This window comes from Sphingobium sp. Leaf26 (assembly GCF_001421665.1).
In the GTDB taxonomy this organism is placed as follows: Bacteria; Pseudomonadota; Alphaproteobacteria; order Sphingomonadales; family Sphingomonadaceae; genus Sphingobium.
In genome coordinates, this window is record NZ_LMKV01000028.1 from 231830 (window position 1) to 257635 (window position 25806).

General features: G+C 61.5%; 20 protein-coding genes. 8 read left to right on the forward strand and 12 right to left on the reverse strand.

Annotated features, from left to right (window positions below; all coding sequences use genetic code 11):
- Positions 1-3: 3 nt before the first annotated feature.
- From ASE85_RS16860 to ASE85_RS16900, 9 genes are all read right to left on the reverse strand, one after another.
- On the reverse strand, positions 4-354 hold the full coding sequence (locus ASE85_RS16860; RefSeq protein ID WP_056690964.1) for a hypothetical protein: 351 nt from the start codon (positions 352-354) through the stop codon (positions 4-6).
- A 14-nt stretch (positions 355-368) separates the two neighbouring features.
- Positions 369-2060: a bifunctional 3-(3-hydroxy-phenyl)propionate/3-hydroxycinnamic acid hydroxylase gene (locus tag ASE85_RS16865; protein WP_082462885.1), complete on the reverse strand. Its 1692-nt coding sequence runs from the start codon at positions 2058-2060 to the stop codon at positions 369-371.
- Entirely contained in the window at positions 2041-2886 is an 846-nt protein-coding gene (locus tag ASE85_RS16870; RefSeq protein WP_056690968.1) for a fumarylacetoacetate hydrolase family protein, read from the reverse strand. Before ASE85_RS16870 ends, ASE85_RS16865 begins: the two co-directional genes overlap by 20 nt.
- A 24-nt stretch (positions 2887-2910) precedes the next feature.
- On the reverse strand, positions 2911-3723 hold the full coding sequence (locus tag ASE85_RS16875; protein WP_235523588.1) for a VOC family protein: 813 nt from the start codon (positions 3721-3723) through the stop codon (positions 2911-2913).
- A gap of 214 nt (positions 3724-3937) precedes the next feature.
- Positions 3938-4285 (reverse strand): hypothetical protein, encoded by a 348-nt coding sequence (locus ASE85_RS16880; RefSeq protein WP_056690972.1) that lies wholly within the window; start codon positions 4283-4285, stop codon positions 3938-3940.
- A complete protein-coding gene (locus ASE85_RS16885; protein WP_056690976.1) occupies positions 4282-5481 on the reverse strand; it encodes an aromatic ring-hydroxylating oxygenase subunit alpha in 1200 nt (399 codons plus the stop codon). Before ASE85_RS16885 ends, ASE85_RS16880 begins: the two co-directional genes overlap by 4 nt.
- Before the next feature lie 89 nt (positions 5482-5570).
- Complete coding sequence (locus ASE85_RS16890; RefSeq protein ID WP_056690979.1) at positions 5571-6941, reverse strand: Rieske 2Fe-2S domain-containing protein; 1371 nt, start codon at positions 6939-6941, stop codon at positions 5571-5573.
- A gap of 133 nt (positions 6942-7074) precedes the next feature.
- Positions 7075-8328, reverse strand: coding sequence for a M24 family metallopeptidase (locus ASE85_RS16895; RefSeq protein ID WP_082462886.1), 1254 nt, complete (start codon positions 8326-8328; stop codon positions 7075-7077).
- Entirely contained in the window at positions 8319-9308 is a 990-nt protein-coding gene (locus ASE85_RS16900) for an alpha/beta hydrolase fold domain-containing protein (RefSeq protein ID WP_056690983.1), read from the reverse strand. Before ASE85_RS16900 ends, ASE85_RS16895 begins: the two co-directional genes overlap by 10 nt.
- 228 nt (positions 9309-9536) lie before the next feature.
- Here ASE85_RS16900 and ASE85_RS16905 point away from each other — a divergent pair, with 228 nt between their 5' ends.
- Positions 9537-10481, forward strand: coding sequence for a PDR/VanB family oxidoreductase (locus ASE85_RS16905; protein ID WP_056690985.1), 945 nt, complete (start codon positions 9537-9539; stop codon positions 10479-10481).
- Positions 10482-10747: 266 nt separating this feature from the next.
- Here ASE85_RS16905 and ASE85_RS16910 read toward each other — a convergent pair whose 3' ends face one another.
- From ASE85_RS16910 to ASE85_RS16920, 3 genes are all read right to left on the reverse strand, one after another.
- Positions 10748-12232 (reverse strand): aldehyde dehydrogenase family protein, encoded by a 1485-nt coding sequence (locus ASE85_RS16910; protein WP_235523589.1) that lies wholly within the window; start codon positions 12230-12232, stop codon positions 10748-10750.
- Between the two features lie 420 nt (positions 12233-12652).
- On the reverse strand, positions 12653-13933 hold the full coding sequence (locus tag ASE85_RS16915; protein ID WP_056690988.1) for a HAMP domain-containing sensor histidine kinase: 1281 nt from the start codon (positions 13931-13933) through the stop codon (positions 12653-12655).
- Positions 13930-14619 carry a response regulator gene (locus ASE85_RS16920; protein ID WP_056691323.1) on the reverse strand — a complete coding sequence of 230 codons (690 nt, stop codon included), beginning with the start codon at positions 14617-14619 and terminating at the stop codon, positions 13930-13932. Before ASE85_RS16920 ends, ASE85_RS16915 begins: the two co-directional genes overlap by 4 nt.
- A 196-nt stretch (positions 14620-14815) precedes the next feature.
- Between ASE85_RS16920 and ASE85_RS16925 the strand changes: the two genes are divergently transcribed.
- The 7 genes from ASE85_RS16925 to ASE85_RS16955 all read left to right on the forward strand — a co-directional run bounded on the left by ASE85_RS16925 (position 14816) and on the right by ASE85_RS16955 (position 25396).
- A complete protein-coding gene (locus ASE85_RS16925) occupies positions 14816-16210 on the forward strand; it encodes an efflux transporter outer membrane subunit (RefSeq protein WP_235523590.1) in 1395 nt (464 codons plus the stop codon).
- A gap of 11 nt (positions 16211-16221) precedes the next feature.
- On the forward strand, positions 16222-17304 hold the full coding sequence (locus ASE85_RS16930; RefSeq protein WP_162237475.1) for an efflux RND transporter periplasmic adaptor subunit: 1083 nt from the start codon (positions 16222-16224) through the stop codon (positions 17302-17304).
- Positions 17301-20372 (forward strand): efflux RND transporter permease subunit, encoded by a 3072-nt coding sequence (locus ASE85_RS16935; RefSeq protein ID WP_056690996.1) that lies wholly within the window; start codon positions 17301-17303, stop codon positions 20370-20372. Before ASE85_RS16930 ends, ASE85_RS16935 begins: the two co-directional genes overlap by 4 nt.
- Before the next feature lie 586 nt (positions 20373-20958).
- Positions 20959-23217, forward strand: a complete 2259-nt coding sequence (locus tag ASE85_RS16940) for a TonB-dependent receptor (protein WP_162237476.1) — start codon at positions 20959-20961, stop codon at positions 23215-23217.
- 288 nt (positions 23218-23505) lie between these two features.
- Positions 23506-24276 carry a TIGR04255 family protein gene (locus ASE85_RS16945; protein WP_056691003.1) on the forward strand — a complete coding sequence of 257 codons (771 nt, stop codon included), beginning with the start codon at positions 23506-23508 and terminating at the stop codon, positions 24274-24276.
- On the forward strand, positions 24242-24733 hold the full coding sequence (locus tag ASE85_RS16950; RefSeq protein ID WP_056691006.1) for a hypothetical protein: 492 nt from the start codon (positions 24242-24244) through the stop codon (positions 24731-24733). The genes ASE85_RS16945 and ASE85_RS16950 overlap by 35 nt, the downstream gene beginning before the upstream one ends.
- 69 nt (positions 24734-24802) lie before the next feature.
- The gene (locus ASE85_RS16955; RefSeq protein WP_156358399.1) at positions 24803-25396 is read left to right on the forward strand and encodes a hypothetical protein; all 594 of its coding nucleotides are present in this window, start codon (positions 24803-24805) and stop codon (positions 25394-25396) included.
- The last annotated feature ends 410 nt before the right edge of the window (positions 25397-25806 follow it).

A 25806-nucleotide genomic window follows, 5' to 3' on the forward strand; every position in this document is an offset into this window, starting at 1 on the left:
GGCTCAACCGCCGAGCACCCATTGCAGTGCGTCTGCCTCCGTTTGGAATGCCCTGCAGGTATCGCTGTCTGGAAAGGCGCGCAGACCCTGAAGTCGTGCCAGGCCTGTCGGCATGATCAACGCGGCACGGTGCGGGGCGTCAATATCGTCGAGTGCATCCTGCAGCATGGCGACCACGCGGGCTGTCTGTACCAGCATCGCCCGTGCATCGATGATGGCGCCGTCGAACTCGTTCGAACATGAGCAAGCGTTGCGCAAATCCGTACGAAATGCGTGCGCAGTCGCTTCTGTCCAAAAGTCACGCAAATGAATCCGCAGGCAGCGGACGTCCTTGTCGCAGGAGATGGTGTACATCGAACATCCAAGTCCTAGAGTTTGGGCTCGCCGCCAACGGGATGCGCAGGCACATGGGCGGTTGCGGGCTTGGTCGCCGCCGGATCGGGACTGTGCACAGGATCTCCCAGAAGAGCGCACAAGGTCGCTGCGAAGGCGTCCGCCTCCTCGGGATGGAAGGAACCCAGCACGTATCGATCAGGACGTATGACGAAGATACGGCCATCCGGCCGATCCAGTCCGGCATGCAATGCGCCGGTGTGATCGACCACCTGTACACAGTCACCACGCCCCTCTCGACCGGCCTCGCGCGTGACATGGACGCGGCGCGCCTCGATCAATCCGAACAGGGGATTGCTGGTAGCGCGCATGAATGTTTCAAGCGTGTCGGTAAAGCCTAACAGGCCGAAGCCCTCGCCAAGGACATAGTCGAGTTTGCACGCCACCGCTGTCGTTCGTACATCTGGTTGAGGAAGCAGGCGTCCAACGGATGTACGTCTCGCGGGGCGACCATCGGGAATGAGAAGTCCCTGGGAAAAACGCGGTTTCGGCTTATACTTCATCTGGCCGAAATAATCGCGCACGGAGGGCCAAAAGCCCAGGAGGCGGAAGCCTGTCTGGGTCAGGAACCCCGTCAACCAGTTGCGCGGTCCCATGATACGACCCATGCGTCGAGCCAGGGTGATCATCTCGCGAACATGGCCTCGGCGCTCCTGCTCGTAGCTCTCCAATATCTTGGGATCGAACCCGAGTTGCACGACACCGGCGATCTTCCACGCAATATTATGTGCATCCCGGATGCCACTATTCATCCCTTGTCCCGCGAATGGAGGGGTCAGATGGCAGGCATCGCCGGCAAGGAAGACGCGCCCAAGGGACCATGTTTGTGCCAATCGGGCATGGAAGGTGTAGATCGTCTTGCGACTGATGCGACTGTCCGGGGCAGCGCCATGGGTGCTCAGCAACTCGCCGACCACCGCATCCTGCGTCATTGTCGCAGGATCGTCGGTGGGTATGAGTTTGAATTCGAAGCGACGGGTGAGGTCTGGGCCGGGAAGGGCGATGCACGGTCGGCGCACATCGCAGAATACGAGCGTTTCCCGGCTCGGCGCAGGAGAGTTCTCCAAGTCTACGATCAGCCATTTCTCGGCAAATGTCTCCCCGTCCAGGGACAGGCCCAGCATCGAGCGTAGGGGGCTGCTGGCACCGTCCGCCGCCACGACATATTGGCAACTGACGCTTCTGGTTTCCCCTTCGGTGCTTTCCAGGCTCAGAACAACATGATCACCTTCCTGAACGACTCCCGTCGCTGTCCATCCGAACAGCGTCTCGACATCTGGCCATCCATCAAGATGGTGTCGAAGCTGTGCTTCGAGGACGGGTTGTCGGAAGGCATTGCGACGGGGATAGCCATAGGGAATGCCCGTTGGCTCGACCAGCAGGAAGGGGTGGCCCCCTGGTGTAAGATATCTGGAGCCATAGCCTGCGACGACCCGTTCCAGCACGGTATCGACGGCGCCGATGGCCTGCATGGTGCGCAGGGATTCATCGTCGATCGACACGGCCCTGGGCTCGTGGACGGTAGCCGCGTTGCGCTCGACGATGAGCGTGCGCACCCCATAGCAACCCAATAGATTGGCGGTGGCGAGGCCGGTAGGACCCGCACCGACGACTATCACATCATAATCGTACATGTCGCCCCCGGGGTCAGCCTTGATCAGCGACATGGTTGATCAGGATACCGACACCGGGGATGTCGACTTCGACCTGGTCGCCTGCTTTCAGCCAAAGCGGCGGTTGACGCTTGGCGCCGACCCCTCCTGGTGTCCCGGTGACGATGACGTCGCCTGGAGACAGCGGCGTGAAAGTGGAGATATAGTGGATGAGCACCGGGATGGGGAAAAGCATGTCCGATACCGGCTGCGACTGGACGATATCACCGTTCAGTCGCGTCGTGACCGAGCTATGGGAGGGATCGGGCAGTTCGTCCTTGGTCACCAGATAGGGGCCAAAGCCCCCGGTGCCCGGGAAGGTTTTGCCGGGTAGGAACTGCCGCGTATGCCATTGCCAGTCGCGGACCGAGGCATCCATGTAGCAGCTATAGCCCACCACATGATCGAATGCGTCAGCCTCGGGGATGTCGCGCCCGCCACGACCGATGATGACGGCAAGCTCGCCTTCATAGTCCAGCATCGTGGACACGCGCGGCCGGATCAGATCGCTGCGATGCCCTATCTGGCTGTCTGCGAAACGACAGAAAATAGACGGATGGTCGGTCGGGTCTCGCTGAGTCTCCTGTCGGTGACTCTCGTAATTATGCCCGACGCACAGAATCTTGCCGGGATCTGGGATCACCGGCAGGTAGAGGATATCGGCGAGCGGCACAGCCGGCGCATCTTCAGCGCTGGCTGCCAATGCTTCAAGACGACCGCTGGCGATCGCCGACCGGAGGTCGGCAAAGCCGCCGGGACCTGCGCCCAAGTCGAGGACCCGGTCTTCCGCGACCAGCCCCCAACTGCGGCGGCCGCGATATGCAAAGGTGACGAATTTCATGAGATTTCCTTTGTGATCCAGCAATCAGCTGCGCAGCAGCCCCTGTCCCCAACTGTTGAGTGTCCGCTCCGCATGCGGCCACTCACCGACCGGCCGGTCATGGGTCACGACCTCGAGTTCGGCTGAGATTTCTACCCAGTTGCCGTCGGGATCATGAATGAAAATGAAAAGGTTATTCCCTGGTCCATGCCGACCAGGTCCCCACTGCAGGCGAATATGGCGTTCCGCCAGATGGTCCGACCAGTCGCGGATCGCGTTCCAGTCCGTAGCTTCATAGCAGTGATGATCCAGTCGGTTGTCGGGTGCCTTGAACAGGGCGAAGCTGTGATGCTCCCTGCTGCAGCGCAGGAAGGAGGTGCGCACATCGCCATCTGGTGCCAGCACGTTGTCGGAGAGGGTGAAGCCAAGCACGTCGAGGAAAAAGGAAAGAATGCGGCGCGGATTCTGACTGCCCATGACCACATGTTGAATCCGCGCAGGTCGCGAGGCATCCTTTGTGCGCGGCGGATCGGCGTCTGCGACGATACCGAACCGAAATTCGTTGCCGTCCGGGTCGCAGACCGTGACGCAGTCTGTGAAATGCGGCCGCGGGCCATCGTTGCGCGGCCAACCCGCAGCATCGATCCGGGCGCGAAGCCGTGCAAGCTCGTCGGCGTCGGGCACGGCGTAACCTGCCCAGGCGAGCGTCTTGGCTTTGCCCTCCACGAATAGCAGCGCGCGATCCTGTGCGGTGCCGCCCAGGATACCCTCGGTCGCAGCGATGTCATACCCCAATGCGTCTTGGTAGAAGGCCGCCAGGGTCGTCGGATCGGGCGTTCCCAGAGCCAGATGATGCAATGTCGCGGTCAGCGTGTCGCTTGGCCGGTCGGTCTTGAAGAGGCTTCGATCCACGACGCACGTCTCCCGATGGCAGTGATGGGTTATGGCTCGGCCGGACCAGGATTGGCGATCAGTCTCGCAACCCTCGCAAGCCTTCGGCCGAGCCGGCGTCCCGGGGCTGGAAGCGGCGATGCAAACTGCAAGCGTGCATCAGTCCACCCCCGAAATGGCGCTACCAGGCCTCCGAGACGCCTATCAATTTGATCCGTTCGATCGGATGAACCTCATCGAACTGCACCTTTTTCCATTTGAAATCGATCGGATGCGCGGTTTCCGCGAACGTTGCCGCCAGATTGAACAGCGTTTGTTCTGCTGGCGGCATGGCGTCGATATCGTATCGATTGAGATGGGCGATGACGGCATCCATGCGGGGCATCATCGCGTCGTAGAACGTACGCAGCTGGTCGATGCCCGCACGCAGCATCTGGTCATAGCGCGCGGTTTGGCCGCGAAGCGCCCACTCGTCCACATAGGGTTGCAGATCGGTGAACTCGGACGGAAGCTGGGTGGTGGTCATCATGCTTTCTCCAGCATCGAGTTGATCAGGGCGTAGCGCTTCTGGATGACGAATTCCTGTCGCGAGACATAGAGGTCGTCGATAGCGCCCGACTCCAGTCCGGCCTGCACCTCCTCGAGCGCGGCCAGATCTTCTCGCGTCACGGATACGAGGAGACCGCGCGTGTAGGCCTGCGCGAGGCGATCCCCCGCATGCCGTGCCTTCTTGGCATAATGGTCGGTGACGAGCCTCGTGCGGTCCTTGGCGATCGGCCAGATGGTTAGCGTGCTTACCCAATGCGGGCCGTTGAGGATCGCCATGTTCGGGAACAGCCAGATCACATCGAAGAACCAGGGCTGGCTTCGCGTGCGGTTCACGCCCTGCGGGAGGGAAGACAGATCCGTTTCCACGGCCGGCGACAGCTTGCGCCCCTGGGCGTACAGCAGTCGCTCCGCCGGTGGCCCCAGATAATCGGGGTTGGCTGCATTGCTGGAGCGGACATGTTTTTCGTAGATATCGACCACGGGCTGGTGGCGCATCGGATTGTCTTTGCCGGCCAGTTCGGGTTGTGTGTTACGGTGCAGGAACACGGTGTGATAGCCTTCCGAGAAGCCGTCCATCGCAAAGTTCCAGTTGGCGTCGACATCGGCAACGAACGTGCCGATCTTCTCCATCTCGGAATAATAGCCCTCGAAGCCCTCCGAAAGTTCGCCGAGCCACTCCCGCAACGGCTGGGGCTCGTCTTCCGAGAAGTTGACGAAGATGAGGTTCGACCATATTTCGCTGCGAACCGGAACGAGGCCGAGCTTGGCCTTGTCCAGATCGACGAAGGCGCGCTCGTCCGGAACCACCAACAGACGCCCGTCCTGTCCGTAGGTCCAGCCATGGAACCAGCAGGTCAGTCGGCTACCTTGCCCGCTACCCCAACCGCACTTCGTGCTGACCACCTTTTTCCCACGGTGCCGGCAGACATTGTGGAAGGCCCGCACGGATCCGTCCTTGCCTCGGGTCAGGATGACGGAGGTCTTGAACGTGGGCACATCATAGGCGATGTACCCATCGACGGGAATATCATTGACGTTCGCAAGCAAGAACCAACTGCGCGCGAATATTTTCTCCATGACTTCGTCATGATATTCCTGGCTCAGCTTGTCTTTGACAGAAATGATGTCCTTGAGACGGGCGTCGTGCCCGAAGAATTTCGTTTGCGTCTCGCTCATGGGTTTTTTTCTCCCCCTGTGAACTGATGAAAATTGTGTGATCGCGGCGCGCCGGTGCTACCGAGCTGTGCAGGGCAGTCGTTGACTGCTCAGGCTGGTAGCTTTTGGGACGTCCTTGGCCCGGGACCCAGGCGCCTTCCCTCGATCTTCGGCTCTGGAAGGCCCAGTCTCTTGATGGCGTCGCGATAAAGGTTCAGCCAGTCATCGGACGGGCTTTCCCCTCGAACACCGCCGGCGAAGGCACCCAGATAGATGTGAGGATTGTCGAGCACCTCCGGCACCTTGCCCTCCTCCAGATCGCGCACGGCCTCTATCAGCCGACGCCGGACCGTAGCGATCATCAGATCTGCGGGCGTCAAGGTCTCGAACGAGCGGTCGACGACGGGACCCATGCTTTCGGTAATGGCCTTGTCCTGCACCTGAACACCTTCGATCCCGGTGAAGCTGTCATGCCGCTGGACGTCGCGGTCCATGAAAAAGTCGTTCGCCAGGGCCGGCGAGATGTTCCATCGACCAAGCCAGTCGGTCGTATTGGGGACGAGGAAGTCACGCGACCGCTTTCTTACTCCAGGCAGCTGCGCAAGCTTGTTGGCGAAAAATTGTGGCTGGCCGCCTTCCGCGAACCCACTGGGCAGCATGAACTGGATGTTCATGCTGTGCTCGTCGTCCATCGGCAGCCAGAAACGAACTACCGGATGCTCCCGATCCATCTCGTCCTGGCCTGGCATCGTCCAGGTGGGAAAGAGATGCTGGGAATAATGCCAGTAATTGGGCGCTATCCCATTGGGTCGCACATGCGCCTCCATCGTACCCCAACCGGTCTCCACCACATTGGTGCGGACGCGCGCATCGCTGATGAGCCATTCGCCTACGAAATGCCCCTCGACATCCTCGGCCTTGTGCTTGCCATGGTGCAGGAAACCCAGGTGCGAGGGGTCGATGTCGCCCTCGAGAGCCTGCAGCCAGTTACAGTCTCTGGCGGTCATATCAATGATCAGGTCATGCGGTTCGTCATTGACGATGCCGATGTTGGGCAGGGGCGGCGGAACGTCTCGTTCACCCATGTAGAGCCAAATCATGCCGTTGCGTTCACGGGCTTTATAGGCCTTTGCCTTCACCCTGCGCGAGAACTCCTGCTCGGACAGCACGTTCGGCATGTCCGTGCAGTTGCCGTCGACGTCGAACTTCCAGCCATGATAGCTGCAGCGAATGCCGCCTTCCTCGTTAAGCCCGAAGAACAGTGAAGCGCATCTATGGGGACACCGATGATCGAGGACACCGACCTGCCCCGCCGTGTCGCGAAAGGCGATGAGCTTTTCGCCGAGAATGAGAAGCCGCAGTGGTGGTCCGTCCGGCTCCAACTCGCTCGCCTTGGCGACCGGGAACCAGAACTCCCTCATAAACTTGCCCATTGCTGTGCCTGGGCCCACTTTTGTCAGAACGTCCACGCCATAGGCCATGGGAATACCTACCCTTTCATTCTCTCTCGATCTGTTCTTGACGCTGGAAACGCTATAAATATGTACTCATATTTTAGCAAGTCTATTCGACGATATCTGGCTGGTGCGAGACGCCCTAGCTGCCCTAGCTGCCCTAGCCCTTGATCTGCATGCGCGTAGGCAACTGGTTCAGCTCTTCCCCACCCTGATCAGTGACCAGAACCGTGCCGCCGATATTAACGCGATGCGGTCCGCGGCAGACATTCGGTTCGAAAGCGAGCACCATGTTTCGGGTTAAAACGATATCGTTCAGGCCCGCTATGGTGCGCGCCTCAGGCATGCGCGGGAAGAAGGGCGAGCGTTCGATATTGATGCCGATCCTGCTCGCGACTGCAATCGGACTGACGCTGTGAACCATCGGCGTGACCGTCCAGTTTTCGGCATGGGCCGAAATTGGCGCCTCCATTTCCTTCGCAAGGTCCTGGAACTGGTTTCCCACGCGGGCGTGGCGCAGCCCGATCTCGTAAGACGTGCGGGCGAGGCCTGACAGTTCCCGAATGATCGCAGGTACAGGCTCGAGCGCCACCGACATCTGCATCTGGGTTTCCATGCCGCCGTAGGACGGAAATATCTCGGCCTGAACCAGGTCTCCTTCCTGGATGATGCGGGATTCGCCACCGGCATAATTCCAGTAGGGCGGGGCCCATCCCACATCGTCGGTGCCGACGCTGATGATCAATTGCGGGGGTACTGAGACCGCTCCGCCGCGATAAATGACATCCATGATCGCCGCGTAGACATCGCGCTCGCGCACACCGGGCCGGACAGCCTCGAGCATGGCTTCGCAGGCACGCTCGCCAAGGGTAGCCGCATAGCGGAAAAGCGTGATCTCCTCGTCACTTTTGACCAGCATCATCATCGAGAATTCCGTCGAAATGTCGACGAATTCAGCCCGGGGCAAGCCGGCCAGGACGGCCTCCCACGTCCGATAGGGGACGATGCCGTGCATTTCGCCGGGACCCTTGCTGTCAAGTCCTACGACGCCGATGCGGCCACCGGCCAGACCAAGTCGGTCCAGGATCGCGACAAGGGTCGGGCCGGTCGGGCCGATGCGAACATCGTCGATCCAGAACTGCGTGTCACGCATATTGGCCGCAAATCGCCGCGTCAGCCGGTGGTGGGTCCACGATACGTAGATGGGCTTGGCGCTGCGGGAAAAGACCACGACGCCTTCTATGGCTTCATTCGAAAGATAGCCTTCGTATCGTTCGCGCCCGCGCTGACCAAAGACCAGCACGGCATCCAGGCCCATCTCATCAAGCAGGCTGCGCGTCCGCCCATATCGGCGATCGCGTTCGGCAAGCGAAAGGAGGGGGCTCGGCCCCGCAGGTCCGGGATTCAACTCCATGGTCGTTCTCCTTTGGTAAGATTGTCGGCTGTTTTGGCTACGGGCAGCTGCTCGGTGAGGAATCGCGCGATATCCGCTGTGCACTGACGTGCCGCCGAAAGCGTCCGGGAGTAATTGAAGAAGAGATGCGTTACGCCAGGATAAACAAGGTGTCGGACTGGCTGGCCGGAGAGGGAGAGGTGACGGGCAAACGCCTCCGCGCCGCTTTGGAAGATGTCGATTTCTGCGGCGGCGATCAGGATCGGCGGCAGGAGCCTGGGGTCGGTCTTGAGCAGGTTGCAGCGCGGATCGGCGCCGACATCGGACGTGCCGGTGTAGGCCAGCCATGTCTCGGCGGCCATGGCACGGCTCGGGAACCAGGGGCCCTCACCATGCGATGTCATTGAGGCCGTGCCTAAGTCCCCGTTGACCACCGGGCATATCAGCACGCCGGCCGCCAGCCGCAGGCCATTGGCTTCCGCTTCGACCGCTGCGCCCGCAGCGATGCTCGCTCCGGCCGAAGCGCCGCCCCATGCCATGCGTGCGCCGTCCACACCGATGCGCTCACCTTGTCGACGAAGTTGCTCAAAGGCCTTCGCAATGGTTTCGACCGCGACCGGAAAGGCCGCGCCGGGCAAGTGAGGATAATCGAGCGACAGGATATTGCCGCCCCACAGCGACGCAATTTCCCGTAACTGTCGGCCATTCGTCTCGATTCCGCCGAATCGAAATCCGCCCCCGTGGCAATAAATCCATACTGGCCCATCCTCACCGCCTTGCGGACGGTACAGTCTGGCCGCCAGGACGTGTCCATCAGCCTCTACTTGGATGTCCTGCTCCGTCACGGTTGCGGGTCCGCCTTCGTTCCACCAAGCGCCCGCTGATCTCAGGAAGTCGCGCATTGCAGCCGGGTCGGCTGGTGGACCGCCCAGCGATCCTGCAATCTCGCGTACCCGATCTTCCGCAGCCAACATCTCGGCGCTCGGCCTGGATATGGTCATGTCCCGACTCCTGTTCCATCGATCCTTGCGTTTATAATAAGAGTACATATTTATAATAGGCAAGCGCTTAGCGAAGCGCTGGTCGGAATTGAGGTCGAAAGGAGAGAGCCATTGTGAGCATCATCGGCTCGAAAAGGTCGCAACATGTCCGGAAGCGGGCTGTTCGGAGCGCGCATGAATGCCCCGCCGAAGCGGTACAGGGCGTCAGGCCGAATCGTGGTTCCGCTCATGACTGAATGGATCACCGCTCGTGTCGCGCGGATCACCGCCGACGGCGACCGCGTCAGGATCATTGGTCTTGAACATGCAGAAGGCCAAGCGTTGCCTGCCTATACCGCAGGTGCGCACATCGACGTCCATGCCGGTGGTCATGTGCGTCAATATTCGCTGACCCGTCCGTCGGGCATCGATGGATATGAGATCGGCGTGCTCCTGGATGAAGGTTCACGCGGCGGTTCGGCCTTCATGCATCAAGCCTGTGTCGGCGATCTTTTGCGCATTTCAGGCCCCAGGAATCTGTTTCCGCTCGCCCAAGATACCGGTCGGTCGCTATTGATTGGCGGCGGCATCGGTATCACACCCTTGCTCGCGATGGCTGGCACCCTTTTCGATGAAGGTCGCAGTTTCGAGCTGCACTATTGTGCGCGATCTCGATCTGCAGCGGCGTTTCTCGATCGCCTGGAACGAGCGCCGTGGGCCGATCATGTGCATCTTCATTTTGACGATGGGGCGGACGGGCAACGTCTTTCGCTCGAAACCGTCTTGGTTCGAAGCGGCGCACGCCATCTCTATGTTTGCGGTCCATCGGGACTGAACAACGCCGTCCTGGATGCCGCCCGCGGCGCGGGCTGGGCCGAGGCATCGCTTCATTGGGAGGCGTTCGCCGCAAGTCCCCCGGCAAGATCGGCTGTGGAACCGTTCGAGGTCCAGATCGCCAGTACAGGAAGGATCATCACTGTTGGCCGTGATGAGAGCGTCGCCGATGCGTTGGCGCGCCACGGCATCGGCGTAGACCTATCGTGCGGGCAAGGCATTTGTGGTGCATGCGTCACGGGGGTGATCTCCGGAACACCCGAGCATAACGACTATATTCTGACAGACGAGGAGCGCAGCCGGTGCTTCACCCCCTGTTGTTCGCGCGCGCGCACTCCACGCCTCGTCCTCGATCTCTAGCGCCGGCGCGTGAAACATGGACGATGACGGTCGGTTTCATCGGTGCAGCGAGAAGGCGGACGCGCCCGGTCATCAGGCATCAAGCGATTGAAATGGCCGCGCTGCGCCAATGCGGTTACGATTGCGATGCTATCATGGGGTTCACACAGGCTGTCGCCGCAACGGCGGCCATGGTCCCTGCACGAAGAGACGTGCCCCACGCGTCTGTAAACACGCGCACCCATCGCGGCCGCGGCGGACCGGACGTCCGCCGCGGGTACGCCTCACTACATCGGCAGCGAAGGTTCGATGCTGAGGGTCTGCGCTTCCATATAGGCTTCCACACCCATCGGGCCGAAGCTCCGACCAAGCCCGGATTCCTTTGTGCCGCCAAAAGGTGCAGCCGGATCTGGAAGGCCGTGCGCGTTGATCCAGACGGTCCCGACATCCAGCCGCTTGCTCATATCTTGCGCCTTCTCGAGATCGCGGGTCCATATCGAGGCCGACAAGCCGAACCTTGTCGCATTGGCGCGCGCGATGACTTCGTCTTCGGTCCGCCACGACAGGATGGGCAGGGCCGGGCCGAACTGCTCTTCGCGAACAAGCCTGGCATCGTCGTCCAGTCCGACAACCAGCGTCGGGGGGTAGAAGAAGCCAGGCCCATCCAATGGTTTGCCACCGGCCAGGATTTGGGCGCCAGGCATTCGACCTGCGTCTTCGACGAGTTCGATCACTCGGTCGAACTGAGCGCGGTTCTGAATGGGTCCCATCGCCGTCCCCGGCTCGAAGCCCGACCCGACCACATGGTCGCGGGCGAGGACGGCCAGTCGCGCTGCGACCTCGTCATGAATGTCCTCATGCACGAAAAGACGCTTGATCGCCATGCAGACCTGTCCTGCATTGCCGAAAGCGCCGATCATCAGCGCAGGCACGATGCGATCGAGATCGGCATCAGGCAATATGATTGCGGGATCGTTGCCGCCCAGTTCAAGTGTCACCCGCTTCATTGTCCGCGACGCGCTTTCCACGACACGCTTGCCTGTCTCGGTCGAGCCGGTGAAGCTGATCTTGTCGATGCCCTCGTGATCGGTCATCGCCTGCCCGAGTGCGTCTCCACCGCTCACGACGTTCAACACGCCGGGCGGAAGAATGCCCCGCGAAAGCGCACCTACAAGCAAGGTGCTGAGGGGGGTGAAGGGGGAGGGTTTGAGAACAATCGTGCAGCCGGCAATGAGCGCCTGCGCGACTTTCATGAAGCCCAGGAAAACGGGCACGTTCCAGGGGGCGATGGCGCCAACGACCCCGACGGGTCGGTGCCTCACGACGAGGCCGTCGCGGCCCACCGGTCGGATGACCGCCTCCGGGATCTCGATGGTCGAAAATTGCTTCATCCAAGCAACGGTCCCGAAGATTTCGAAAGTGGCGCTTGCCAGTTCCTTCCCTTGCTCGAGCGTGAGTACTGCGGCAACGTCGTGCGCGCGCCGCTGAATGGCGTCGGCAAACGCGCCGAGTCTTTCCGCCCGCGCCGCGTGGGTCATGCCGCTCCAGCGAGGGAGTGCCGCCCGTGCTGCTGCAACAGCCCGGTCGAGATCGGCCGTCCCAGCGTCAGGTGCGCGGCCGGCCGGTTCGCCAGTGGCCGGATTGATGACGACAAGCGCGGGGGCGGCGCCAACGGGCTCGCCATCAATGGTCATTTGCAATTCGCCCGCAGCAACCGCAGCGTCAATATTGCTTGGAAAGCTTAGCAGCATGATCCTCGTCCATTCGTTCAAGATTTTGCCGGCATCGCTGCGCCGGGCCGCTGTCGCCCGTGCGGCCCCATGCCGGCACAAGGGCGCCTGCGTGGCTACAGCGGCAGGCCGATGTCGGGGCCTGCGACGTTGCAGACGAGACGGTCTAACTTTGATACGAGTACATATCAATCGGTTTCAATGCGGAGTGTACCAAATGGGTGGGGGTGTCGGTCCTAGCGCTGCAAGCGTCGCACGCCGTCGTCCATAAGCGCCCTCGACACATATGCGATCCTTCGCCGTTTCTGCCGTCGTCAAAGGCGAACGGTGGCTCTCGTCGTCAGGCCATGTTCAAGAAAATCCCGGCTTTTCCGCCAGGGCGGGGTCTGCGTTCAGGCCGATCGTTTGCGATGCCATCGCCGTTACGCTGTCCTGTGGGGCACTGCCTCATATCCCTTGCCGCTACTCGAAAGCGCAAGCGGCGGAAGGGAGCCTGGGCAGATTGATCGTGACGGTCAACCCCGGCACATGATCGCCGACAGACGCGCGGATCGTACCCTCATGCGCTTCGACGGCGTGCTTGGCGATTGCCAGTCCCAGCCCAAAGCCCCGGCTGGATTGCTCGATTTCCTCAATTCTCCTGAACGGCTCGAAGATCATCTCGATCGTATCGGCAGGAACCCCTGGACCCTGGTCGACAACAGCGATTTCCAGCCCATTTGCATCCGTGCGTGAATGCACCGTGACGACGCTGCCGGCGGGCGCATGCCGGACGGCGTTGCGGATCACATTTTCGAAGGCACGGTATAGAAGCTCGCCATGGACTTTCATGACATAGGGACTGTCGGCGAGCAATCGAACGGCACAACCGATGGATTGAGCTTCGAAATGGGCGTCCTCTACGATGGCGCCGAGCAAGTCCACCACATCGAGCCGCTCGGCAGGCGCGCCCATGACGCCCGACCTGAGTCGCGCCAAGGTTAGCAGTTCCTCGATGAGGCAATCCAGTCGCCCGATCTCGTGGGTGATCCGCGGCAGCATCGAGCCGAGGCTCTCGGGTGACTGGCGCAGCAGGCCTACGACCACCTCGAGCCGAGCCAATGGCGAGCGCAGCTCGTGCGAAATGTCGTGAAAGAAGCGCTGATGCGTATCTGCCAGGCGCTGCAGCTGCTCGGCCATCTTGTCAAAATCTGCGGCGAGCCGATGAATCTCATCTGGCGGTCCCCGCGATGCCAGATACAGCCGCGTGCCCAACTTACCTTCGCCAAGAGATCGGAAGCCCTCGCTCAGGCGCGTAAGCGGTCGAGCCAGTCGCCAGGCTATGGCGAGGCTGAACAGGAGGCTGACAACCGCGCCGGCCAGAAACGGCACCCCCAGGAAGAATTGGAATGGCCTGTGGGCCGTGCCAACAAGCCGATAGACTTGGTCTCCCGAACGAACGAGGACCGTGGAAGTGTCGTCGGTCAGCTCCCGATTGCCTGCGATCCAGTGGCCTCGCCTGTCATATAGCGCCAGGACGCCAGTCCGAGCGGATTGCTGTCGTAGCAATGGCAAAACGGCATCTAGCCCGTCGCTACGCAGGATCTGCCGGGTGGCCTCGAACAACGCATGGTCGGCAATCCCCGACGGCCCATGCATCCCACGCTGGTTCGAACCTACGATCGCCGCGCCGATTGCGAACGAGGCGATCGTTGCCAGGAAAAAACTGAAGAAGAGCTTTCGAAAAAGTCGACTCGAGATCATGTACACGCCAGCTGATAGCCTTTGCCGCGCACGCTCAATATCCAGGACTGGCCATCGGATCGCTGCCCGAGCTTCTGCCTAATGCTGCTCAAGTGCACGTCAATGCGGCGATCATAGGCAGTGAGGGGACGGCCAAGCGCATTCAGCGACAGCTGATCCTTGGCGACCAACTGTCCGGCGTGGCGAGCGAGCTCCTCGAGCAAATTAAATTCTATTCCCGTCAGGTCCAGCGGTTCGCCCCGCCATTCCGCCCTGCGGCTTCCCGGCCAGAGGCACAGGTCGCCGCTTTCGATGGCCTGGGCGGGGTTGTCTTGTCGCCTGTCTCGGCTGGTACGTCGCAATATGGCGCGGATCCGGGCCACTAGTTCCCCTGGCGAACATGGCTTGGGAACATAATCGTCCGCACCAAGGTCGAGGCCCGCGATTCGGTCGATATCGTCCCCTCGGGCCGTGAGAAGAAGAATGGGCACCTCGCTGGTGCGCCGGATACGCCGCAGAACCTCGATTCCAGAGAGCCGGGGCATCATCACGTCGAGGATGATGATGTCATAAGTGCTCGAAAGCGCCTCTTTGGCGCCGTTTTCGCCATCATGGACAGCGCTCGCCACCAAGCCCTCCCGCGCCAGATACTCGCACAGCATGGCCGAGAGTTCCCGATCGTCGTCGATCAGCAGGACGGTCGACATGATCTTACAGGCGCTCCTTGATCCGACGATGACAGCATCCTTGCCTCCCTGCGCCAACATTTACATTTCTTAACGTGGGTTTTGCGCAACTTTACCTCGGCGGCACACAAGTGAACATCTTTTGCGGATAGGTGGTCTGCGGGCGCCGCTCGCCCGCGATGGAATCCAAAAAGTGCCAGTCCGACGCCTTATCCCCTTGAGCCTTATAGCGGCCAGCGCCGCCTGCACGCTCGGTCCGCAGTACCAGCATCCGACCGATCGCTTGGAAAATCGATGGATCGCGCAGGTCCCGGGGCAGGCTGTCGCTGTCGGCTTGAAGGTGGGCTGGGAAAGTCTGCACGATCCGATTTTGCTGGAACTGCAGTCACGCGCGGCAAGGAACAGTCCAAGCGTCGATCAGGCCGTCGCCCGGATATTGCAGGCGCGTGCGACGCTCTCGTCGGATCGATCGTCAATGGCTCCCGCGCTCAACGGCGCGATCGCCTATTCGCAAGCGGGACAGACGGTCGCCGGCTCTGTTTTCGGCGCGCAGACGGCGACCGGGGGTAAGCAGGGGAGCCTGGACGCGAGTTGGGAGGTCGACCTCTTCGGCAAGTATCGCCGCACGGTGCAGGGCGCGAAAGCGAAGGTGGAAGCCAGGGCTGCGGACCTCGCCGACGCCCATCTATCGCTCACGGCGGAAGTTGCCGATCTCTACATACAGTATCGAGGATGCGAGATCCTCGAAGAAATCTATGTGGGTCAGGCGCGTTCGCAGCAGGATACCGCTAGGTTCACACGCGCAAGCGCGTCCGCCGGTTTCACTGCGCCGGCCGAAGCCGATCTGGCCGATGCGGCCGCCGCCAGCATGCGATCGTCGCTTCTCGACCAGCAGGGCCAATGCGACGTGCTGTTGAAGAGCCTTGTTTCGCTCACAGCCAGCGGCGAGCCTGAATTGCGTCGGTTGCTGCGCGGGCGCACGCGGCAGCTTCCGCGTCCCGGGCTCATGGACTTGGCCAAGGTTCCAGCCGACCTTTTGCGTCGACGTCCCGACATCGTCTCCCAGGAACGCGAACTGGCTGCCGCGAGTGCCGGGATCGGCGTCGCGGTCGCCGACTTGTATCCCAGTCTTTCGCTATCCGGCTCCGTGTCGGCGAGCGACGCTATTCGACAATGGTCATTCGGGCCCTCGCTGTCTCTTCCCTTGTTCGACGCCGGTCGTCGGCGGGCCAATCTCCGCAGCGCGCATGCGGCCTTCGACCTGCAGCTCGCGACCTACCGCCAGACTGTTCGCGAAGCGGTGCTGGACGTGGAGCAGGCATTGGTCCGGCTGGCAGTTGCGCGGGACCGAGAGCAAGACGCCGCGCGGGCAGCGGCAGGCTATGCCGCCAATTTCCAAGCCGCCATCCGCCAGTTCGAGGCGGGAAGCACGAACATGCTTGATCGCGAGACGGCCCGCCGCAACGCGCTCGACGCCCAGATCAGCCTCGCGTCTCTGCGGACCATGAGCGTCCGTTACTGGATTGCACTCTACAAAGCGGCCGGCGGGGGCTGGAGCGAGAACGCCGGCCCCGAAAGCTCCCTTCCCGCATCGAGATCTCCTGCACCATGATCTACCGTTCCTTGGGCCATGCCTGCAAGCTGTCCGCGTTCGGCTGCCTGGCGGCTCTTTCTGCCTGCCATGGCTCGAACGGCACCTCTGAAAAGCAGGCGGCCAGCAGCCTGACCGTCCGGACGGTTTTTCCGCAGCAGGCCGACTGGCCATCGACCGTCTCGGCGAGCGGTGCGATCAAGCCTTGGCAGGAAGCCGTCGTAAGCGCGGAAACGGGTCCCTATCGGATTGCCGCGGTCGAGCGCGACGTGGGCGCCAGCGTCCAGCGCGGCGACGTGCTGGCCCGGCTGGCGTCACAAAGCGTGGAGGCCAATGTCGCCCGCCTGAAAGCGCAAGTAGCAGAAGCACGCGCCAATCTGGGGCAAGCCGCCTCCGATGTTCGCCGTGCCTCGCTAATCGGCGCAGGGGGGGCACTTTCCAGCCAGCAGATCGAAAAATATGAGGTTGCCCGTCTGACGGCTCAAGCCACGCTCGCGTCAGCCAAGGCCCAACTCGAAGCTGCGAAAATCGAATTGTCGCAGACGAGCATCGTCGCCCCGGACGCCGGGATCATCGCGTCTCGAACAGCGTTGCTTGGCAAAGTCGTCAATGCCGGTGACGAACTGTTCCGCATCATCCGGAAGGGGCGTCTCGAATGGCAGGCGGAGCTCGATGCGCGTCAGCTGCTCCAGCTTCAGCCGGGCGCGCCAGCCCATATCAGCCTGGCTGGGGGTGGCACGGTAGATGGGCGCGTCCGCCTGCTTGCTCCGACCGTGGACGGCGACACCAGCCGCGGCCTGGTGTTTGTTGCCCTGCCGCCAAACGCGAGCGTGCGATCGGGTGTCTTCGCGAGCGGGACGCTGATGACCGGTCTGGTGCGCGTAATGACTGTGCCAGATTGTGCGCTCGTCCTGCGCGATGGGCGGGCTTTTGTCTTTTCGGTCGAGAAGCACGGGCGTGTCCGCCAACGCGAAGTCATCCCTGGAGCAAGGCGGGACGGCCGCGTTGCCGTCACCGGCATCAGCGGCAGAGTCCTTGTCGTGGAGAGCGGTGCCGCCTTCCTGAGCGACGGTGTGCATGTGCGCACGACCGCCATCGGGAACGCGGGGCGATGAATATTTCCGCACTCTCGATCCGGCATCCGGTCCCCGCGATCCTCCTGTTTGTCCTCCTGTCGATCTTCGGCATTTTCGGCTTCAGCCAGCTTGAGGTGCAACAGTTCCCCGACATGGACCAGCCGACCGTGACGATCACGGCCTCGCTCGAAGGCGCTGCGCCGGAGCAGCTGGAAACGGAGGTGGCGCGCAAGATCGAAGATAAGCTGACCTCCCTGCGGTATCTCGACCATGTTTCGACGACGATCACCGAAGGGAATGTTTCGATCCAAGTGCTGTTCAAGATCGACAAGGACCCCAACGAAGCGGTCCAGGAGGTCAGGAACGCGGTAGACAGTGCGCGGCAATCCCTGCCGTCAGCCGTGCAAACGCCCACCGTATCGAGGGTTACCGCCAATGGCTCGGCAACCCTCACCTATCTGGTCTCGGGTGGTCGCATGGGGGAGGAGGCGCTGTCCTGGTTTGTTGACAACGACATTACCAAGGCGCTGCAATCCGTCAGGGGGGTGGCTGGCGTCAAGCGGATCGGCGGTGTGACCCGCGAGGTCGAGATCGATCTGGATCCTGCGCTCATGGCTGGGCTGGGCGTAAGCGTGTCGGATGTCAGCGCGAAGCTCAAGGCGATGCAATCGGATGAATCCGGTGGGCAGGCTGATATAGGCAGGCAGCGGCAGTCGTTCAGGACCCAGGCTGCCCTGCATGTCCCGCGCGCGCTGTCGCAAATCAGCATCCCTACGGCGGATGGTCGGATGATCAGGCTCGAGCAGGTCGCCGTGATCCGGGATGGTCATGCGCAGCGCAGCACGCTTGCCTTCAGAGACGGCAAGCCCATCATGGCTTTTACGGTCACCCGGTCACTCGGCTTCGGCGATGTGGCCGTCGCTTCACGCGTGCGTCAGGCCATCGACACTTTCAAAAGCGCTCATCCGCAAATCCGTATCGAGGAAATCAGCGATACCGTTCGTCCGATCGAGGAAAATTATGAGAGCTCGCTGCACCTGCTTTTCGAGGGTGCCATCCTGGCGGTCATCGTCGTCTGGTGGTTCCTGCGCGATGCGCGCGCCACCATCATCTCTGCAACGGCCCTGCCTCTGTCGATCGTCCCGACCTTTGGAGTGATCTATCTGTGCGGCTTTTCGCTCAACGTGGTCTCCCTCCTGTCGATCGCCCTGGTCATAGGGATACTTGTCGACGACGCCATTGTCGAAATCGAGAATATCGAGCGTCATCTACGCATGGGGAAGACGCCCTATGAGGCGGCGATGGAGGCGGCCGACGAGATCGGCCTGGCGGTGATCGCGACGACGTTCACACTCGTGGCCGTGTTCCTGCCAACTGCGTTCATGGGGGGCATTCCGGGAAAACTGTTTCGTGAGTTCGGCATCACCGCCTCCGTCGCGGTCCTCGTGTCACTACTGGTTGCCCGCTTGCTCACGCCGATGATGGCGGCTTACTTTCTAAGGCCTGGTGTCGAAGGTGAAGAAGATGGTGCGGTGATGAAGCGCTATCTGGAGTGGGTCGCCAAGGCCTTGGCCCGTCGTCGCACCACCGCTACGCTGGCAGCGCTTTTTCTCGTTGGGTCATGTGCGCTCATCCCCCTGCTGCCGTCGGGCTTCATACCTGCGCAGGATGATGCGCAAACCATCGTCAATCTGACACTGCCTCCAGGCAGCACGCTCGAGGAAACAGCCGCTGCCTCCCGCGATGCCGAGATGATCATAGCTCGTCTTCCTGAAGTCCGGCACGTCCTCGCAGCCGTCGGCAGTGCCACGCAAGCCAGCATGAGCGGCGCCACGTCTGCACCGGACCTTGCCAGCGCGTCGCTCACGGTCGACCTCGTGGCGCGTGACGAGCGCCCTCTCAAACAATCGGCGGTCGAGGCCAAGCTGCGGGAGGCATTGCGCGCCCTGCCAGGCGTTCGCGTCGGCGTGGGGGGCAGTGGCAGCGGGCAGAAGCTCGATATCGTCCTGGCTTCGGACGATGGAGCGCTGCTGGGCCGCACGGCCGCATCGCTCGAGCGCGAAATTCGCTCTGTCATTCGGGGGATCGGCAATGTCACGTCAAGTGCCGCGCTCCAGCGACCGGAGATCCAGATCCGGCCAGACTATGCACGGGCAGCATCCTTGGGCATCACCAGCCAGGCGATCGGCGATGTGATGCGCATCGCGACCTATGGCGATTATTCTGCCTCGTTGCCCAAGATGAACCTTCCCGAACGCCAGATCGACATTCGTGTCCGGATGGCACCGTCTGTCCGTACGAACCTTGATGCGATCGGGAATTTGCGGGTGCCGGGAGCAAAGGGACAGGTCGCGCTTGCATCGCTGGGCGACATCGCCTTCGGCAGTGGCCCCGCCCAGATCGATCGGATCGATCGCAGCCGCAATGTAACATTATCGATCGAACTCAACGGTCGCGCAGTGAGCGAGGTCATGCGCGAGGCCAGGTCCTTGCCGACGCTGCGGCTGCTTCCGCCAGGTGTGCGGCTCGTGGAGCAAGGCGAACTCCAGCGGACCAGCGAAATGTTTGAGAGCTTCACCGTCGCAATCGGCGTCGGCATTTTCTGCATCTATGCGGTGCTCGTGCTTCTCTTTCACGACTTCGTCCAGCCTGCCACCATCCTTTCTGCGCTCCCGCTTTCGCTGGGCGGTGCACTTCTGGCTCTCCTGGCCTGCCACATGGCTTTCTCTCTCCCGGCCGTTATCGGGTTGTTGATGCTCATGGGCATTGTCACGAAGAACTCCATCCTTCTGGTCGAATATGCGATCATGGCGCGCCGGACCCACGGGATGTCACGCTATGAAGCCATCGTGGACGCCTGCCATAAGCGGGCGCGTCCGATCTTGATGACGACCATAGCCATGGGTGCCGGGATGCTTCCGACCGCCCTGGGCATAGGTTCGGATCCCAGTTTCCGGCAACCGATGGCGGTGGTGGTGATCGGGGGTCTGTTGACATCGACAGCGCTCAGCCTCCTGGTCGTGCCTGTCGTGTTCACATATGTCGATGATCTGGAGAACGCCCTTCGCCATGTCACGCGCAAGCTGCGCCATGGCAAAGAGCCATGATCTCCCCGTACGCCGCGCATCGGCAAGGGAAGATGGCTCCTCCGGCACCGGGGTTTGACCCGCGGGGGGGGGGGCGTCGGATTGTCCGGTCCGTTCGGTAGCAGCTGCGGGACAGGTAGCAGGGCGCGCGAGGCGACGGCGACTGGGGCCTCCCGGCAGGAAAGGGCGACGGAGCCTGGGCCATGCAGGTGTACCAGACCGAGAAGCCACCGAGGCGGCAGGCTTGCAGAACGGGCTGGACGGATTGAACCCATATGTGCGCTCCTCTCGCTCACACCCTCTTCAAGGACAACAGCGTCTCGGGCTGCATATCTGACACTGGTGGCGGACATGGATCCGCTCCGCTAACGGTCGGCACAGCGGCAGGGCCGTTGGCAACCGCATGATATAGTGCATTCGCACACAGCCGAGCTTGTGCTTCAGGTCGGTCGCACGCCGGTAGAAATTGCCCATGGTGACTATCGACGGTTGTAATAGTGATCAAAAATATGTACTCGTATCTAAGCAGACCGGAGACCCGGGTGCGAGAGGTGGCCCAGATGCCGCATTTCCGTCGAAGACGATGGGCAAACTAAGGGAGAGAAGGATGAGAGGGGCAAAATTTGCATCGGTTGCCATCATGGGAGCGTTGCTGCACAGTCCGGCATGGGCTCAGGATCAGGCGGCTCAGGGAAGTACCCCCAGCAGAAGCGACGTGGGTGTCCCCGAAATCATCGTGACGGCCCAGCGCAGGTCGGAAACCCTGCAAAATACGCCGCTTGCAATCAGCGCGATAACAGGCAGGAATCTTACGTCGACCGGCACAGCCAACGTCGCCGATCTACAGGGTCTGGCGCCATCGACCCAGTTTCAGAACAATCAGAACAACTCGATGAACGTGTCGATCCGCGGCATCACCAGCAATAATATCCAGATCGTTGGCGAGGCACCGATTTCCTATAATGTCGACGGCGTTCCAATCACCCATTCGATCTCCCAGCCCGGCGGGCTCTATGACATAGACCGTATCGAGATATTGCGCGGCCCCCAAGGCACGCTTTACGGTCGCAATTCTACGGGCGGCGCTGTCAATATCATCACCAAGAAGCCTGATCCTCGGGCCATGGACGCGTCCATCACTGGCAGTTTCGGAAATTATGACAGCGTCAACATTGCCGCGATGCTCAACGTGCCGCTGAGCCAGCAACTGGCGGTGCGCGGTACGGTCGAACGCATCTACCATAGCGGCTATACAGATGATGGCTTCAACGACCAGGATACGACGACGGCGCGCCTCGGTGCCTTGTATGACGGGGGCGGCGTGCGCCTGTTCATTGGCGGCGACTTCACCAAGCAGCAAAATAATGGGGCTGGGTTCTCCTCTTGCCCGCCCGGCTCGCAAAATGCTGGCCCGGCCCTGGCTACGCCGGCTGGCGTCATCATCCCGAACTATTGCGCCAACACGTCTTGGGATCCATGGGCCGGCGCGCCACGCGACACCCACATGGACCAGAATTTCAACAATGTGACGAACTTCGGTGTGCGAGCAGAGCTGAATGTCGATCTGCCGTTCGGAACCCTGACCTACATTCCTGGCTACCGGCATGTGACGCAGCGCAGCCAAAGCCTGGGCTCATCGAATATTCCCCTCGCGATCACCGGCGGCGACTATGTGCATGTCGGGATCAAGGTGCTCGACGATTTCAACAAGGCACAATCTCACGAATTGCGCATCGCTTCGACGGAAGAATCCCGCCTGAAATGGCTCGTCGGGGCCTTCTATCTCGACGACAAGGTGCAAGACTATCGCGACTCCCTGACGAATTTGCCTTTGGTCGGACCCGCTGCGGTCCAGGGCGTGCGGGCCTTCTCGCGTGAGCGAAAGAACCTGCAGACGAAATCCATCGCGGGCTTCGCCCAGGCTACATATCCGATCATCGACACGGTGCGTGTGACCGGGGGCCTCCGCTACACGCGCGACAAGCAAAGCAGCCGCGGGTTCACGCAGGTGATCCAAAGCAATGGAAACGAAATCCCTGTCGACGGCAATAATGATCTGACCTTCAAGAAGGTGACATGGAAGGTCGGGGTGGACGCGGATCTGAGCCGCAATTCACTTCTGTTCGGATCGGTGAGCACCGGCTCGAAGGCGGGGGGCTTCAACCCGGGGACGTTTTCAAGCACCTTCCCGGCCGAGAGCGTCACGGCATATGAGGCTGGCATCAGGAACAGCTTCTTCGGCCGCCGATTGAAGCTCAACCTCACGGCTTTCCACTATGATTATTCCAACTACCAGTTTCAGTTCTTCGGTACGATCAACGTCGATAATCCGGCGGCGCCTGGTACGACGGTGCCGCTGCAGCTCAGTGTCACCCGACCTGCAAAAAAAGTGCGGATCAGTGGCGCCGAGTTCGAAACCGGCCTGTACCTGCCGGGCGGGACGACCATCGATGCCAGCATCAGCTACCTCGACGCCAAGTTCAAGGAATTCACCAACGACGGGGTGGACTATTCCGGAAACCGCCTGCCTTTCTCGCCGAAATGGACGATCACCGGCGGCATCCAGCACAAGATCGATCTGGGCGACCTTGGAAGCCTTACGCCCGAAGTGCGAACGCAATTCTATTCCCGGCAGCACGCCTATTTCTTCGACGCGCCGGGCTCCATCCAGAAAAGCTATACCCGCACGGACCTGTCGCTTGCCTGGGTCGACCGCTCCAGCAAATATCGCGTGACGGGATGGATCAGGAACGTCGAGAAGAGCGAACGCATCACCTATTATGTCGGCCAGTCGCTCTTCAATCCGACGGTGGCCCTTCTTGCCCCCCCCCGGACATATGGTGTGACAGTATCGCTGAACTACTAAATGAGCGGGGCGGCGCGGGATGGCGCCGCCCCGCCCGTATTCCGGCGGGTCGGTCGGACCCCAAGGCCAATGCGGAGCCGCTGTCCTGCCAAGGGTGACGGAGCGAAAACCCATTTTTGCCTCGGCTCGGTTCATGCATGGCTGATGACGGGGCGCTCTGGGCATCTTTCCTGAAAAAAGAACGGTTCGCACACTTGGTGGCGCCGCGCCAAGACGGCCAACCACGGCGGATGGCCGGACTGGACGGCACGATCCGCTGTTGCTAGGTCCGGTCCAGGAGCCGAGCAGATGAAATTCCCCGAAGTCGAGCGTGTGATCTACGCGAACAATCCGCTCGTCGAGGTGGTATGCCAGTGCATGTTCCCTCGGATTCTCGCGATTGACGAGGGCATTCCGGCGACCTTCCAGCAGAAGCTCGGGGCAAGCTACCCGTTTGTCGAGACGCGGGAGGTCGTCAGCTTTTCGATGAACGTGCCCAATGAGCTGACGCCGGCCAAGCGGATTCAATATCTCTTCTCAACGGAAGATCGACGCTTCACAATCGCGCTGGGAAGCGAGTTCATAGCGATCTCGACGGCCGATTATAAGCAATGGTCGGAATTCGTGCAGCACGTCGAGGCCGCCTTCACCGCCCTTGCCGACAGCTATGCGGTGCCCATATTCACGCGGATCGGCTTGCGCTACATCGACGTCGTTTCTCGTGAGAAGCTGGGGCTGGGCGATTACCTGTGGAAGGATCTTTTTCGCAGGTCTGCGCTGGGCCTGTTCGGCGAGGACGAGATCAAGGGCGAGGCGTTGCTCGAATCTACATCGCTGACGGCGCTTTCGCTCGATGACGTGGGCAAGGCACAGATCCGGACGACTTTCTCCCGCCCTTCGGAGGGCAGCGACTTGACATTTACGATCGACAGCGACTTCTTCGAGGAACATCCAGTCAAGGGCACCGACGATGCTATTGGAATACTCTCGAGCTTCAACAAGGAGGCTGGACGAGCCTTCCGCTGGTTCATCTCAGACCAGCTTCATGACGCTCTGGGACCTGTCGTACCTCGACAATAGTGAGTTCGACTGGCTAAGTGGCGGCGTTCCGGTCCTGAATATCCGCGACGACCGTGAGTTGCGCGCGCCGCCCCGGACAGTGGCGGGCGGCCATGGTCGGAAAGTCGGATATCGGTTCCATCTGGTCACCGCGATGCCTGGTTCGGCAGCAGTCGACAGCCGCTGGATGTTCGATGCGATTGCCTCCGACGATGCCAATGGGCGTGCGCGGCTCGTCCCCACGATCCAGGGCATCAACAGCCTCATCGCGCTCGAAGCCTATTCACGCCTCGACGCCTTTTTCGACAGCATGCCTGCATCGACCGCCAGCCGCCATCTGCTGCTCGCGGTCGCACGCTCATCCTTTCCTGTCCGCATCAAGCTCAGCCGATGGCAACCCTTCGTCCTGCGCGTTCGCGATGCCTTCGAAGCGCGGGGATTGGATGCGGCCGCGTTGCTGAAGGGGCTGCTCGGCTAGATGCTGGAGCCAAAAGGACGGCCATTTGCCGATGTTCAGGATGCCGGCGTCGTCATCCACGGGACGGATATGGGCCGGCATGCCGGTTTCCTCTATCGTCGCGATGACGGCAGCGTTCGCGTGCTCCACCTCGCGTTCCATCATAGCTTGCGCGACGACCAGGCAGACCAATGGGATGCCACGATACGCGCTCGGTTCGGGGCCGACCTGCGCTGGGCGGACCTGGGCTTGCCCGATGACAGCCGGGTCGTCTTTGCCGCGCATCTGTCCCAGCTCCTCCTTGGTAATCCGCAGATACCGTACGGCCTTGATGCTGGCGGCACGGCATTCACCCCAGATGGCCGTTTCGTGCGGGGTCCCGTCGGGAAGGGCTTGACCTGCGCGACCTTCATCGCCGCGGTCCTGGCGGGCTACGGGCATCCGGTCGTGATGGACAACTGGCAGCCCAGACCGGAGGACCAGGCCTGGGGCGAGCAGATCCTGGCCATGCTCGAAGGCCGCGCCAGCCAGGAACATATCGACGCGGTGAGGGCGGACATCGGCGCTTCACGCTATCGCCCGGAAGAAGTGGTCGGCGCGGCAGTCAGCCCGTTGCCGGAATGGCCTTTGTCCTTCCCGGATGCCATCGCCCTGGCAGAGCAGATCGTGCAGGAACTGGCCTGACGCGGGCGGGCCGCCGACTCATTCAGTGACTGCGGTCCGCGCGACGCTCGCGACCTTGGCATGGCGCTCGTCGACCTGATGCGCGCCCGCTCGGCATAGCGCATGGACTGGCATCGTACCATGCAGCAGCCTGCGGCATTGGCGCGGTAAAGCCAGCGGCCAGTTCAAGCATGCAATTTCCCATGGCGGCCCTGTCCGCAAATGGGCCGCCCGCCCGCAAGGCGGAGCAGCGCTCACATGGTTTGTACCATTGCAGGGAATGCGCACCGTGACCTTCCACAAGGCCTGATTGCCTGACGTCGGGGAGAGGATCTCTCGGCCGCCGCTCACACGGGCGTTTTCGGGAAAGGCGCCTTCAGGCTTGCCGGTAAGATCATGGGCGCCTTTCCCGCGAGGTCCGGACCGCATTG

Excerpts from the sequence above, each read along its gene's own strand:
- ASE85_RS16860 (WP_056690964.1), bottom strand. The coding sequence starts at position 354 with ATGTACACCATCTCCTGCGACAAGGACGTCCGCTGCCTGCGGATTCAT.
- ASE85_RS16865 (WP_082462885.1), bottom strand. The coding sequence starts at position 2,060 with ATGTCGCTGATCAAGGCTGACCCCGGGGGCGACATGTACGATTATGAT.
- ASE85_RS16870 (WP_056690968.1), bottom strand. The coding sequence starts at position 2,886 with ATGAAATTCGTCACCTTTGCATATCGCGGCCGCCGCAGTTGGGGGCTG.
- ASE85_RS16880 (WP_056690972.1), bottom strand. The coding sequence starts at position 4,285 with ATGATGACCACCACCCAGCTTCCGTCCGAGTTCACCGATCTGCAACCC.
- ASE85_RS16885 (WP_056690976.1), bottom strand. The coding sequence starts at position 5,481 with ATGAGCGAGACGCAAACGAAATTCTTCGGGCACGACGCCCGTCTCAAG.
- ASE85_RS16890 (WP_056690979.1), bottom strand. The coding sequence starts at position 6,941 with ATGGCCTATGGCGTGGACGTTCTGACAAAAGTGGGCCCAGGCACAGCA.
- ASE85_RS16895 (WP_082462886.1), bottom strand. The coding sequence starts at position 8,328 with ATGGAGTTGAATCCCGGACCTGCGGGGCCGAGCCCCCTCCTTTCGCTT.
- ASE85_RS16900 (WP_056690983.1), bottom strand. The coding sequence starts at position 9,308 with ATGACCATATCCAGGCCGAGCGCCGAGATGTTGGCTGCGGAAGATCGG.
- ASE85_RS16905 (WP_056690985.1), top strand. The coding sequence starts at position 9,537 with ATGACTGAATGGATCACCGCTCGTGTCGCGCGGATCACCGCCGACGGC.
- ASE85_RS16915 (WP_056690988.1), bottom strand. The coding sequence starts at position 13,933 with ATGATCTCGAGTCGACTTTTTCGAAAGCTCTTCTTCAGTTTTTTCCTG.
- ASE85_RS16920 (WP_056691323.1), bottom strand. The coding sequence starts at position 14,619 with ATGTCGACCGTCCTGCTGATCGACGACGATCGGGAACTCTCGGCCATG.
- ASE85_RS16935 (WP_056690996.1), top strand. The coding sequence starts at position 17,301 with ATGAATATTTCCGCACTCTCGATCCGGCATCCGGTCCCCGCGATCCTC.
- ASE85_RS16940 (WP_162237476.1), top strand. The coding sequence starts at position 20,959 with ATGAGAGGGGCAAAATTTGCATCGGTTGCCATCATGGGAGCGTTGCTG.
- ASE85_RS16945 (WP_056691003.1), top strand. The coding sequence starts at position 23,506 with ATGAAATTCCCCGAAGTCGAGCGTGTGATCTACGCGAACAATCCGCTC.
- ASE85_RS16950 (WP_056691006.1), top strand. The coding sequence starts at position 24,242 with ATGACGCTCTGGGACCTGTCGTACCTCGACAATAGTGAGTTCGACTGG.
- ASE85_RS16955 (WP_156358399.1), top strand. The coding sequence starts at position 24,803 with ATGGGCCGGCATGCCGGTTTCCTCTATCGTCGCGATGACGGCAGCGTT.